Genomic DNA, 12,760 nt, shown 5'->3' with positions numbered 1-12,760 from the left:
TTGCGATGAGAAAACCGACCGGGTATCACCCGTCCCGGTCCTCGGGCCGCGGCGCCCGCTCACCTACCGGCGAGCCCGTGGGCCGTCGGCCGCCATCCGCCTGTGACGTCCTCGTATCGACTGAAGTGGCGGGTAGAGCCACTTCTTCAGAAGCCGCTGCAGCCGTGGCATGACCAGCCAGGTCACCATCGCGGTCACACCGAGACACAAGGCCAGGGTCCGCAGCAGGAAATTGGCGTCCTTGATGAACGGGATCACCAGCACATTGAAGATGAGAACCGGAGGGAAGACCGCGCTCAGATTCACCAGCCACAGCTTCCATTTGGGCGGTGGCGGCAGCGGCCGCACCGGCCCTTTGAACCAGTTCTCCAGTCCCGAGGTGCGCTGTGTTCCCTTTTCCTGGACGAAGGACCCGGTACGGGACGCCAATCGTGCGCGCTCCAGCGAGGAATCCCATGCCCGAGCCGGGCCTTCCGCCTCGAACCGGTAGAGGACGTGCCACTCCGAGGAGGTCGAACCGGATCCCATCACCCCGCCTCCGAGATATCCCGGAAGGCTTGCCGCGGCATTGAGCATCTCGATCGCCCAGGCATAGAACTCGCTTTCGCGGCCGGGGTCCACCCGGTATGCGGCAGTCACCGTGACCGGTTCACTGTCCACTCCAGCCGCAACTCCTTTCCGCGCCGTTACCTTCGCCTGTTGTGTCCGGCGAGATGACACGAAGTGTTCCACACCGTGCGATCGGGAACAGTGGAATGCTCAACAACGTACATAAAAACTCGGAAAGGTCGCCGTGACCTGGGCGTTACCTACGGTTCGGGGTTCTGGCGGGGCCGCGGCGGGGCCGCCGATAAAGAATCTCCGAGCGGGATTGAACATGAGGAAGCGCCGGGCCGTATGAAACGTAATGCGGTCCGGCGCTTCGTGGTTTCGATGAGCTCGATCGCTCGATCAGCTCGGTGAGCTTCGGTCAGCCGAGTACCTTCTCCAGCGCCGCCAGCGCCCCCTCCAGCTCCTCACCGGTGATGGTCAGCGGCGGTGCCAGACGGATCGTCGAGCCATGGGTGTCCTTGACCAGGATCCCCTCGGCCATCAGCCGCTCGCTCACCTGCCGGCCGGTGCCGAGCGAGGGGTCCACATCGACGCCCGCCCACAGCCCGCGGCAGCGGTAGCCCACGACGCCCTTGCCGGTCAGCGCGGCCAGCCCGTCCTTCAGCACCTCGCCCAACTCCCGTGCACGGCACTGGAATTCACCGGTCCGCAGCAGATCGACCACGGCCGAGCCGACCGCCGCGGCCAGTGGATTGCCGCCGAAGGTGGAGCCGTGCTCACCGGGGCGCAGCACCCCGAGCACCGCACGGTCGGCCACCACCGCCGACACCGGCACGATGCCGCCGCCCAGCGCCTTGCCGAGCAGCAGCACATCCGGCATCACCGACTCGTGCTCGACGGCCAGGGTGGTGCCGGTGCGGCCCAGACCGGACTGGATCTCATCGGCGATGAACAGCGTCCCAGTGCGCCGGGTCAGCTCGCGCACCCCGCGCAGATAGCCGTCATCGGGGATGACCACGCCCGCCTCGCCCTGGATGGGCTCGATGAGGACCGCCGCCGTGGTCTCGTCGACGGCGGCCTCCAGCGCCGCGAGGTCGTTGTACGGCACGACGCGGAAGCCCGGGGAATAGGGGCCGAAGCCGTCGCGGGCCACGGGGTCGGTGGAGAATCCGACGATCGTCGTCGTACGGCCGTGGAAGTTGTCGGCCGCCACCACGATGGTGGCCTGGTCCGGGGCGACGCCCTTCACCTCGTACGCCCACTTGCGGGCCACCTTGATGCCGCTCTCCACCGCCTCCGCGCCGGTGTTCATCGGCAGCACCATGGAGAGCCCGGTGAGCTCCGCCACCCCCTCGGCGAACCCGGCCAGCCGGTCGTTGTGGAAGGCCCGCGAGGTCAGCGTGAGCTGGTCGAGCTGGCGGTGCGCGGCCTCGATCAGCGCCGGGTGGCGGTGGCCGAAGTTGAGGGCGGAGTACCCGGCCAGCATGTCCAGATAGCGGCGCCCCTCGACGTCCCGGACCCAGCAGCCCTCGGCGCGGGCGACGACCACGGGCAGCGGGTGGTAGTTGTGCGCGAGCGAGGTCTCCTCGGCGCGGATCAGCTCCCGCGAGGAGCGAGCGGCGCCCTTCGCCGCGGCCGAGCCGGAACCGGAGGCGGTGGAGTCGGGGGCGGTGGCACCGGAGGCGGTGGGGGTGGTGGCGGTCATCAGCGGATCTCCTGTGTGCAGCACTTGATGCCCCCGCCGGCCTTGTGCAGTTCCGACAGGTCGACGGGGACGGGGACGTAACCGCGGTCGGTGAGCTGGTCGATGAGCCCGGTGGCCCGGGGCGCGACGAAGACGTGGCGGCCGTCGGAGACGGAGTTGAGCCCGAAGGCCATGGCGTCGTCGCGGGTGGCGATCAGCGCGTCGGGGTAGAGCCGCCCCAGCACCTCACGGCTGCCGGGGGAGAACGCCTCCGGGTAGTACGCGATGTTCCGGTCGTCGAGGACGAACAGCGCGGTGTCCAGGTGGTAGAAGTACGGGTCCACCAGCAGCAGGCTGATGGTCGGCACCCCGAAGAACTCCTGCACCTCCTGATGGGCCGCCCGGGTGGTGCGGAAGCCGGTCCCGGCCAGGACGTAGGGCCCGGCCGGCACCAGGTCGCCCTCGCCCTCGCACACCGACTCCGGCGGATGGACGTCGAACCCCGCCGCCTTGAACCACCGTTCGTAGGCGAGCTGTTCCGGCCGGCGCTGCGGTGCGTGGAATCGCGAGCCGAAGACCCGGCCCTCCAGGACGAGGGCCGAGTTCGCCGCGAACACCATATCCGGCAGTCCCGCCACCGGCTCGATGAATTCGACCCGATGGCCGTGGTCGCGGTAGGCGCGGATCAGCGTCTCCCATTGCGCCTGGGCGAGGTCGGTGTCGACCTCCGTGTCCTCACGCATCCAGGGATTGATGGCATACCGCACATCGAAATATCTGGGGGCACAGGTCAGGAAGCGCCTGGGGCGCGGCACACGCGTAAGGGGCAACGGAGGATTCCTCTCGCTTCCGCGGGCGACCGGGGGGATGAATCAACGGTAGAAAGCGGAGGAGAGGGGAGACAAGGAAAGAAAACTGCGTGTCGGCGCACCGATGCTGCGTGCGGAGGCCGGTTCGCGGCGGTTCATTGCGCAGCGGTCGCGGGAGGGGCCGCGCCGGCCTCCGCACTGCCCGTGAGCAGGTGCGACAGCACCATGTAGCTGATCGTCTGGCGGACGAAGGGCTCGGCCCGGATGCGCTCCAGCACCTCCTCGAAATGCTCTACGTCGGTGGCCATGACATGCAGCAGGGCGTCCGCGCCGCCGGTCACCGTCATGGCCGCGATGATCTCCGGATAGTTGCGCACGACCTCCGCGAGGCGCCGGGGTGGCGCGGCGCTGTCGCAGTACACCTCCACATACGCCTCGGTCCGCCAGCCGAGGGCGGCCGGGCGCACGGTGGTGGTGAAGCCGGTGATCACATCGGTCTCCCGCATCCGGTCGACGCGGCGCTTGACCGCGGAGGCCGAGAGCCCGATCGTGGCGCCGATCTCCGTGAAGCTGGTCCTGGCGTTGGCGACCAGCGCCGCAACGATTTTGCGGTCCAGGTCGTCGAACGGTACGGACTGATGTGTCATCGTCTATCATCCTTTGCGTCTTTCGCCCCCTGTGTGGAGGGGCCTCTTCCCCGCGCTCAAAACCGCCCCGTACTCATTGAGTGTTGCCTGAGGCGTCTTTTTCTCTACGCTCTTTCAGAAAGATTCCACAAGAGGGGGCGTGAACCGGGGCACGAGCCCCCTTTTCTCCGGGGTCGCGCGGTATGGGCTCCGGGGGTACAAGGGCGGTGCGCCGGAACGGCCCAATCCACCGCGGTGATACGACACCACCTACCGGCCCGGTCCTCCCAGGCGTAGCGTCAACTATTCCACCTGTCCTTTCCGGACGATGAGTGGCTCTCCCGACGGAGACGACTCACCAGCCAACGGGAAAGGCTTCGAGTACGTCCAACGCCGCGCCGCCCGCGCCGAATTCACCATGAACCGATTCCGGAACACCGGCGGTCCACCGTGCATTCGGCGACTCGCCCGACCGGCGGCCCCGTACTCCGGTGTGAGCGAAAGGGACCACCGTCATGACCCTCCTCAGATCCGGCAGGGCGTCGTGAGCCCGCGCCGGCACCCACCCCGCCCGGCCCCCGGGGGCCGCGGAAACCCACGGGACGCCGTCGTCACCGGCCTGGGTTTCTGCCTCCCGGGCGGCGCCGAACCCGTCTTCACCGCGGCCCAGGTGTGGGACATCGCCTCCCACGGCCGCACCGTCCTCGACCGCCAGGACATCCACTTCGGCTCGGTCTGCCTCAGTGCCGAGCAGTTCGAGGAACGACTCCCCGACATCCCCGAATTCTTCTCCCGCCACTACACCAACGCCCATCGCTACGGTCTGGTCTCCCTCGTCGAGGCGTGTGCCGACGCCGAACTGGACGTGGCCGCGGGTGATCTGGGCGAGGCGGCCGTGCTCGTCGGCCGCGGCAGCGTGGACGCCAATGTGGACAGCTATCTCACCCTGCTCGGCGTCGACCCCGACTCCGCCACCGCCCTCGACATCCTGGAGATGCTCGTCGCGGTCGAACAGGCCGCGTCGCCCTCCGACGTCGCCGTCGTCCAGGGCGCGCTGACCCGCACCGTCGGCCCCTGCTTCACCGTGTCCTGCGGATGCTCGTCCGGCGCCGTGCAGATCGCCAACGCCCGTCGGCTCATCGCGACCGGCGAGACCGACCTCGCGGTGGTGACCGGCGTCGACGTCTTCAGCGTCGACATCATCCAGAAGGGTCAGCGGCTGCTGCACGGCGCCAAGCACGCCTTCGAGGCGATGGGCGCCGTCGGAATGCCAGAACCGCTGCCGTCCTTCGACTCCCTGATGCGGCCCTACGATCGGCACGCGGACTGCATCAACCACGGGGAGGGATCCGCCACCGTCATCCTGGAGAGCAGGGAACACGCCCAACGGCGCGGCGCCCACGTCTACGGCCAGGTGCTCGCGACCGCCATGACCCGGGACGGCCTGGCCAATCCGCTCACCGCCGACGACTCCGGCGCTCAGCTTGTCAGGGCCGTACGCCTGTGCCTCGGCGACCGTTGGCGGATCGAGCAGGTGCCGTACGTCAACGGCTCGAGCGACGGCGACGCGGTCGTCACCGCTCTGGAGGCCAACGCCATCCGTGAGCTGTACGGCCCCGACTCCACCGTGCTGATGTCCTCCCAGGAGGGATGCTTCGGCCACCACGGATCAGCCTCCGGCTGCCTCGGCCTCGCCCTGACCCTGATGATGTTGGAGTTCGGCGAGGTGTGCCCCACCGCCAACTGCGAACAGCCCGCGGACGGGCTCCCCTTCGACCCTGTCCCCGGCACCCGCACCCGTCCCCTGGATTTCGACTACGCGCTCAGCTTCAACTACCAGATCGGTGGTGTGAAGCACGCGATGCTGCTGGGCGGCCCGGACGCCACCTGAGTCCGTACCCCCGCGGCGATCTCCACCCCACGGCCCCTCACGGCCCCCACCCCGGGCCGGGCACCACCCACGGAGACCCCGATGCGTCAGCACACTCCTGCCCCCGGCCGTTCCCCCGGCCGCATCGCCATCGTCGGCATGGGCTGCCGGCTCCCCGGTGACATCGACTCACCCGCCGCCCTGTGGCGGCTGCTGGCCGACGGACGCGACGCCGTCGGCGAACCGTCTGCCGAGCGCGCCGCCCTCTGGGCGGCCGACCCCGCCACGACCGCCCGGACCGCGTCCGCGCCGCCCGTCCGCGGCGGATATCTGCGCGATGTATCCGGATTCGACGCCGACTTCTTCGGCGTCTCCGGACGCGAGGCCGACGTCCTCGACCCCCAGCACCGGCTGCTGCTGGAAGTGGCCTGGGAGGCCCTGGAACACGCCGGAATGCCACCGGACCGGCTCGGCTCCACCGCCACCGGCGTCTTCGCCGGGCTCAGCTACAACGACTACATGAACCGGCTCGACCGGCACCCCCGCGAGCTGGAGGGCTCCGCCCTGGCCAACGGGCACTGCGTCGCCACCGGCCGGATCTCCTACCTCCTCGGCCTCCACGGCCCGTCGGTGGCCCTGGACACCGCGTGCTCGTCGTCCCTGGTCGCCGTCCACCTGGCCGTCCAGGCGCTGCGCGCGGGGGAGTGCGATCTGGCCCTGGCCGGCGGGGTCACCCTGATGTTCGAGCCGCGGATCACCCGCTCGTTCGACCGGATGGGCATGCTCTCGCACACCGGCCACTGCCACGCCTTCGACGCCGCCGCCGACGGCTTCGTCCGCGGCGAGGGCTGCGGCATCGTCGTCCTCAAACGCCTCACCGACGCCCTGCGCGACGGGGACCGGATCCTGGCCGTGCTGCGCGGCTCGGCCGTCAACCAGGACGGCCACTCCGACGGGCTCGCCGCGCCCTCGGCCGCCGCCCAGCGCGCCCTGTACGAGGAGGCGCTCGCCCGCGCCGGGGTGGATCCCGCCGACGTCGGCATGGTCGAGGCCCACGGCACCGGCACCCCCGTCGGCGACCCGGTCGAATTCACCAGTCTCGCCCAGGTCTACGGCACCGGCCGCGACCGCTGCGCCCTGGCTTCGGTCAAGACCAACCTGGGCCATCTGGAGCCCGCCGCCGGTGTCACCGGGCTGATCAAGGCCGTGCTGTGCCTGGGCCGTGGACACATCCCGCCCAATCTGCACTTCACCCGGTGGAATCCGGCCATCGCCGCCGAGGGAACCCGCTTCTTCATCCCCCGCGAGCTCACCCGCTGGCCGGTGCGGACCGGCCCCCGGCTGGCCGCCGTGTCCTCCTTCGGCTTCTCCGGGACCAACGCCCATGTGGTCCTGGAACAACCGCCCGCACCCGCGCCCCGCCCCACACCGGCCCCGCCCCGGCCCGCCGCCCGCGCCGTTCCACAGGTGTTCCTCGTCCCCGCCGGCTCCCCGGCCGCGCTGCCCGGCGCCGCCCGCCGGATGGCGGACTGGCTGGAGGGCGACGGCGCGGACACCCCGCTGCGCGACATCGCCCACACCCTGGCGCTGCGCCGGGGCGCCGGACGCGGGCGGCTCGGCGTCACCACCGCCTCGCGCGCCGAACTCGTCGGCGCCTTGCGGGCGTTCGCCGACGGTCAGACCCACCCCGCCGTGGTCACCGGCGCCGTGGGGGCCGCGGTCTCCCGCCGGCCGATCTGGGTGTTCTCCGGACAGGGCTCCCAGTGGCCCGGCATGGGACGGCGGCTGCTGGAGACCGAACCGGCCTTCGCCGAGGCGCTCGCCGAGGCCGACACCCTCATCGCCGCCGAGTCCGGATTCTCCGTGCTCGACATCGTCCGCCGCGGTGCGCCGGTGACCGGCTGCGGCCGGGTGCAGCCCGTGCTGTTCGCCCTCCAGACCGCGCTCGCCGCCACCTGGCGCGCCCACGGCGTGGAGCCCGCCGGGGTCATCGGCCACTCCATGGGCGAGGTCGCCGCCGCCGTGGCGGCGGGGGCGCTCTCCCTTGCCGACGGGGCCAAGGTGATCTGCCGCCGCTCCGCGCTGCTCACCCGCGTCGCCGGAAACGGCGCCATGGCCACGGTCGGTCTCGGCGCCGACGAGGTACAGGCCGAACTCGACAGCGGCGGCGCCGCCGAAGCCGTCACCGTGGCCGTCGTGGCCGCACCCGGCTCCACCGTGGTGGCCGGGGACACCGCACACGTCGAACGGCTCGTCGCCGGCTGGCAGGCCCGCTCCGTCCCCGCCGCGCTGATCGCCGTGGACGTCGCCTCGCACTCGCCCCAGGTGGACCCGCTCCTGGCCGATCTGCGCACCGCCCTCGCCGACCTCGAACCCCGGCGCCCGGAGGTGCCCTTCTACACCACCGTCCTGGACGATCCGCACACCCCGCCCGCCTTCGACGCCGACTACTGGTGCGCCAATCTTCGCCACCCGGTCCGGTTCTCCGCGGCCGTCGCCGCCGCCGCGGCCGACCGCCACCTGGTGTACGTCGAGATCTCCCCCCACCCGGTCATCACCCACCCCGTCCTGGCCGGTCTCGCCGGTCTGGTGGAGGACCCCGTCGTCCTGCCCACACTCCGCCGCGAGGCGGACGAGCCGACCACCTTGAGGACCCATCTGGCCGCGCTGCACTGCGCGGGCGTGCCCGTCGACTGGTCCGTGCTGTACGCGGACGCCGCACTCGCCGACGTACCACCCATCACCTTCGACCGCACCCGCCACTGGGCCGATGCCCCGCTCCCCGCACCCACTGACACCGCCTCGGCCGCCGGGCTGCCCGGCGCGCACCTCGAAGTGCCCGGCGAACCCGTCCGCCACTTCTGGCGCGCCCGCACCGGCACCGCGGCCCTGCCCTGGCTCGACGACCACCGGGTGCACGGTGCCCCCGTCCTGCCCGGCGCGGCCTCCTACGCCCTCGCGCTCACCGCCGCCTGTGAGGTGTTCGGCGCCGGGCCCGAGGAGGTCGAGGTCACCGATCTGCGCTTCCGCGAACTGCTGCGGCTCGCCGACCACACCGACCTGTCCACCACGGTGACCCTCGCCGCCACCGACCGCGCCGAATGCGAGATCTTCGGACGCGACGAGGACGGCGCCTGGGCGCGGCAGGCCACCGCGGTGCTCCGCAGACTCGCCGTACCGCCCCGCTCCCGCGCCGCCTCGATCCGTACCCTCGCCCTGCGCCACCCCGCGCCCATCGAGGCCGAAGCGCTCTACGCCAATCTGCGGGGCCGTGGCGTGGCACACGGACCGGCGTTCCAGGGCATCACCGAGATGTCCGCCTCCCGCCACGGCGACAGCTTCTGGGCCCGGGTGCGGATCCCCGAGGCCGCCCGCGAGCCCGGGCACGGGCTGCGCGTCCACCCCGTCCTGGTCGACCTGTGCGCGCAACTCCTCACCGCCGGACTGCTCGACGAGGGCGACCGGCGGCTGCTGCTGCCCGCGCGGATGCGATGCGTACGCGTCCTCGGCGACCCCGAGACCGCCGTGTACTGCCACGCCCGCCTGGCCGAGACCACCCCCGGCGCCACCGTCGGCCACGTCCGCCTGCTCGACGCGGACGGCCGGCCGGTCCTGGCCGTCGACGGGCTGCGCATCGTCCACCGGGCCGCGGAGCGGACGGCCGAGGTCGACCAGTGGTTCCTCGAGGTCGGCTGGCGGCGCGCCGCCCGGCCCCCGGCCACCCGGCCCCCGGGACGGTGGCTGGTCGTCGGAGAGGGGGACGGCACCGCCCGCCCGGTGGCCGCCGCCCTGCGCGCCGCCGGCGCCACCGCCCGGGTGTGGGACGTGCCGCTGGCCGACCAGGGGCTCGACGCGTTCCGCGACGCCCTCACCAACCGGCTCACCCGCCCCGGGGAACCGCCGCGCGCCGTGGTGTTCGTCTGCGGCCCGCACCCCGCCCAGGGCGGCGCGGAGGACGGACTGCGCCGCACCCGCCGGCTGCTCGCCGCCGCCCAGGCACTCACCGCCCGCTTCCCCGAACCGCCCCGCCTCTACGCCGCCACCTCAGGCGCCCGCACCGTGACCCCCGGCGACCTGGCCGACCCCGGACAGAGCGCGCTCCGCGGACTCCTGCGGGTGCTCGCCCTGGAACACCCCGAGCTGCGGGCCACCTCGGTGGACACCGACCCGGCCGCCCCGGACCAGCTCGCGGACACTCTCGCCGCCGAACTCCTCGCCGACGGCCCCGAGGACGAGATCGCGCTGCGCGACGGAGCCCGCTACACCGCCGAACTGGACCACGCGCCCCTCACCGACACCGAGCGCACCACCGCCGCCGCCCGCACCGTGCGCTGCGGCACCGACGGCTTCCGGCTGCGCGCCGGCCGCCTCGGCGACCTCGGCAGCCTGGAGCTCACCACCACCCCCCGCCGCCCGCCCGGACCCGGTGAGGTGGAACTGCGGGTGCTCGCCGCGGGCCTGAACTTCCGTGACGTCCTCACCGCCATGGGCCTGCTCCCCGGTGACGAGGACATCCGCTACCGGCTCGGCTTCGAATGCGCGGGCGAGGTGAGCGCGGTGGGGCCCGGTGTCGACCACCTCCGCGCCGGTGACCGGGTGGTGGCCGCCGATGTGCACGGCGGCGCCTTCGGATCGTTCACCGTCGTCCCCGCCGACCGCACCGCGCCCCTCCCCGAGGGCCTGGACCCGCACACCGCCGCCGGCCTGCCGATCGCGTTCCTCACCGCCTGGTACGCGCTGCGCCACATCGGCCGGGTGGCCGCGGGGGAGCGGGTGCTGATCCACTCGGCCACCGGCGGCACCGGGCTGGCCGCCATCGCGGTGGCCCGGCTGCTGGGCGCCGAGGTGCTGGCCACGGCGGGCAGCGAGGAGAAGCGGCGCTTCCTGCGCGGGATGGGCATCGCCCGGGTGATGGACTCGCGGTCGCTGGACTTCCGCGACGAGGTCATGGAGGCCACCGGAGGCGAGGGCGTCGACGTGGTGCTCAACTCCCTCTCCGGAGCCGCCATCCGGGCCGGTCTCGAGTGTCTGCGCCCCTTCGGCCGCTTCGTCGAACTCGGCGTCCGCGACATCCTCTCCGACGCCCCGCTCGGACTCTCCCCGCTGCGCCACAACATCACCTTCTCCACCGTGGACCTCAGGGAGCTCCAGCTGGACCGCCCGCGGGAGTACGCGGCGATGCTGCGCGAGGTGCTCACCGCGATCGGCGAGGGCCGTCTCAAGCCACTGCGCTGCACCACCTATCCGCTCGCGGAGGTCACCGACGCGTTCCGGCGGATGGCCGGCGCCCGCCACATCGGCAAACTGGTGCTGACCATCCCGCAGGAAGGCCAGGTCGACGCGGTGCTGCCCGACGGACCGCGCACGGTGCGCGACGGCGGGACGTACATCGTCACCGGCGGTCTGCGCGGCCTCGGACTGGCCACCGCCCGCTGGCTGGCCGGGCGGGGCGCGGGCCACCTGGTGCTCAACGGACGGACCGCACCGGTCGGCGCCGCCGCGCGGACGCTCGCCGAACTCTCCGCCGCCGGCACCAGGATCACCGTCGTCACCGGCGACATCGCCCGCCCCGACACGGCCGAGCGGCTGGTGGCCGCCGCCACCGCCGACGAGGGGGCGTCGCTGCACGGCGTCGTCCACTCCGCGATGGTCCTCGACGACGCGGCCGTGGCCAACATCCGCGAGGACCAGCTGCGCCGCGTATGGGCGCCGAAGGCCACCGGGGCGTGGCGGCTGCACCGGGCCACCGAGGGACACCGGCTCGACTGGTTCGCGGTGTACTCCTCGATGGCCTCCCTGCTCGGCAACGCCGGACAGGGCGCCTACGCGGCCGCCAACGCCTGGCTGGACGGCTTCGCCGCCTGGCGCTCGGCGCGCGGGCTGCCCACCCTCGCGGTCAACTGGGGCCCGTGGGGCGAGACCGGAGTGGCCACCGGCTTCGCCGAACGCGGCTACCAGACGATCCCCACGGACGAGGGGCTCCGCGCGCTCGGCACCCTGCTGGCCCATCGGCGGGTGCAGACCGGGGTGATCCCCGGCGAACCCGCCACCTGGATCCCCGCCACCGGCCGCCGGTCCTCCCTGTTCGCCCCGCTCCTCCCCGGCGACGACACCCCGGCGGCCACCCGGGAGAGCACCGACGACATCCGCGGCCGGCTGGCCGCACTCCCCGCCGGTCCGGCCCGCCGCACCGCGCTGGAGTCCTATCTGACCGAGCACATCCGAGCCGTGCTGCGGCTCAGCAGCACCACCCTCGATCCGCGGACCCCGCTCAAGTCACTGGGCTTCGACTCGCTGCTCGCCATGGAACTGCGGGTGCGGCTGGAGACGGGGCTGGGCATCAAGCTCGCGGGCAACTTCGTCTGGCGGCATCCGACCGTGGAGGCCCTGGCCGCCGGGCTCGCCCAGCAGCTGGAGCCGGACCCGGCCGACCGGCCGGAGGAGCGGCTGGGCGCCCCGGGCTGACGGGACCGCGGGATGGCTACGGCGCCACCGGCGGGCGGCTACGGACGGGCGTCCGGGCGCTCCGGGGAATCCGGGGCCGGGCGGGCCCAGGCGCTCACGCCCAGCTTGCCGGTGGTGCCCAGGTCGATATGGTCGGGCACGGTCTGGGTGTCCGTTCCGCCGCCGTTCGGCGCGATCCGCAGATAGCGCCCGTCGGCGGCGGGGCGTGTCACGTCCGTCACCAGGTTCCGCCACGCCAGCCGCGCCACCGCCCGCTCGCCGGGCTTCAGCCGCACCGGCCCGGTGGCCGTCTCGAAGCCGTCGAGGGTGGCGATGGCCGAGGCCCCGTGGCTGACCGTGACCTCCAGCGGCTCCAGGTCCTCGTCCAGCACCTGGACGGACGGATGGCCGCTCACCGTGTAAGCGCGCGTGCCGCAGTTCACCAGCTCGATCTGCTGCACCCGCAGCCCCATCGCCGCGTCGGCCTCCGCGGCCCGCAGCAGCACCCCCGAGTCGGGGCAGGCCGCGGGAGCGGTGGGGGCGGTGGTGTCCGGGGAGGCGGTGGGGCCCGCCGGGCGGGACGTGGCCTCGTCGGGCACCGCGGCCACTCCCGACGGGACTTGCGTACCGCACGCGGTGAGCAGACCGGCCGCCGCGAGCGCGCCGAGCAGCCGTCTTCGGCGGTGCCGGGCGGCGCTCCGGAAGAGGGGCGCCCGGGGTGTGGTGATCGCATCCGTGTCCATGCGGCTCATCCTGCCCCAACCCCGGACGGAAT

The 12,760-nt window shown here is 72.8% G+C and carries 7 protein-coding genes; 2 read left to right on the top strand and 5 right to left on the bottom strand.

Annotated elements, in window-relative coordinates:
* Window positions 1-63: 63 nt before the first annotated feature.
* From ACZ6TD_RS06145 to ACZ6TD_RS06130, 4 genes are all read right to left on the bottom strand, one after another.
* On the bottom strand, window positions 64-660 hold the full coding sequence (locus tag ACZ6TD_RS06145) for a hypothetical protein (protein WP_471351421.1): 597 nt from the start codon (window positions 658-660) through the stop codon (window positions 64-66).
* A gap of 310 nt (window positions 661-970) precedes the next feature.
* Complete coding sequence (gene rocD, locus ACZ6TD_RS06140; RefSeq protein WP_471351419.1) at window positions 971-2,257, bottom strand: ornithine--oxo-acid transaminase; 1,287 nt, start codon at window positions 2,255-2,257, stop codon at window positions 971-973.
* Window positions 2,257-3,066, bottom strand: a complete 810-nt coding sequence (ddaH, locus tag ACZ6TD_RS06135; RefSeq protein ID WP_137981510.1) for a dimethylargininase — start codon at window positions 3,064-3,066, stop codon at window positions 2,257-2,259. Before ddaH ends, rocD begins: the two co-directional genes overlap by 1 nt.
* A 134-nt stretch (window positions 3,067-3,200) precedes the next feature.
* Window positions 3,201-3,692: an Lrp/AsnC family transcriptional regulator gene (locus tag ACZ6TD_RS06130; protein WP_471351418.1), complete on the bottom strand. Its 492-nt coding sequence runs from the start codon at window positions 3,690-3,692 to the stop codon at window positions 3,201-3,203.
* Window positions 3,693-4,215: 523 nt separating this feature from the next.
* On the opposite strand from ACZ6TD_RS06130, the gene ACZ6TD_RS06125 reads away from it, so the two are divergent.
* Together ACZ6TD_RS06125 and ACZ6TD_RS06120 are read left to right on the top strand one after the other, a co-directional pair.
* Window positions 4,216-5,562, top strand: coding sequence for a beta-ketoacyl-[acyl-carrier-protein] synthase family protein (locus ACZ6TD_RS06125; RefSeq protein ID WP_471351417.1), 1,347 nt, complete (start codon window positions 4,216-4,218; stop codon window positions 5,560-5,562).
* An 81-nt stretch (window positions 5,563-5,643) separates the two neighbouring features.
* A complete protein-coding gene (locus tag ACZ6TD_RS06120) occupies window positions 5,644-12,006 on the top strand; it encodes an SDR family NAD(P)-dependent oxidoreductase (RefSeq protein WP_471351416.1) in 6,363 nt (2,120 codons plus the stop codon).
* Between the two features lie 38 nt (window positions 12,007-12,044).
* Here ACZ6TD_RS06120 and ACZ6TD_RS06115 read toward each other — a convergent pair whose 3' ends face one another.
* Window positions 12,045-12,728 carry a DUF4232 domain-containing protein gene (locus ACZ6TD_RS06115; RefSeq protein ID WP_471351414.1) on the bottom strand — a complete coding sequence of 228 codons (684 nt, stop codon included), beginning with the start codon at window positions 12,726-12,728 and terminating at the stop codon, window positions 12,045-12,047.
* Window positions 12,729-12,760 lie beyond the last annotated feature (32 nt).

The organism is Streptomyces yongxingensis (assembly GCF_055597465.1).
Note: the sequence above shows the minus strand (reverse complement) of the source record. Positions and strands in the feature narration are given on the sequence as shown.

What these genes read in the sequence shown, in the direction of transcription:
- ACZ6TD_RS06115 (WP_471351414.1), bottom strand. Translation starts at nt 12,728, where the DNA reads ATGGACACGGATGCGATCACCACACCCCGGGCGCCCCTCTTCCGGAGC.
- rocD (WP_471351419.1), bottom strand. Translation starts at nt 2,257, where the DNA reads ATGACCGCCACCACCCCCACCGCCTCCGGTGCCACCGCCCCCGACTCC.
- ACZ6TD_RS06120 (WP_471351416.1), top strand. Translation starts at nt 5,644, where the DNA reads ATGCGTCAGCACACTCCTGCCCCCGGCCGTTCCCCCGGCCGCATCGCC.
- ACZ6TD_RS06130 (WP_471351418.1), bottom strand. Translation starts at nt 3,692, where the DNA reads ATGACACATCAGTCCGTACCGTTCGACGACCTGGACCGCAAAATCGTT.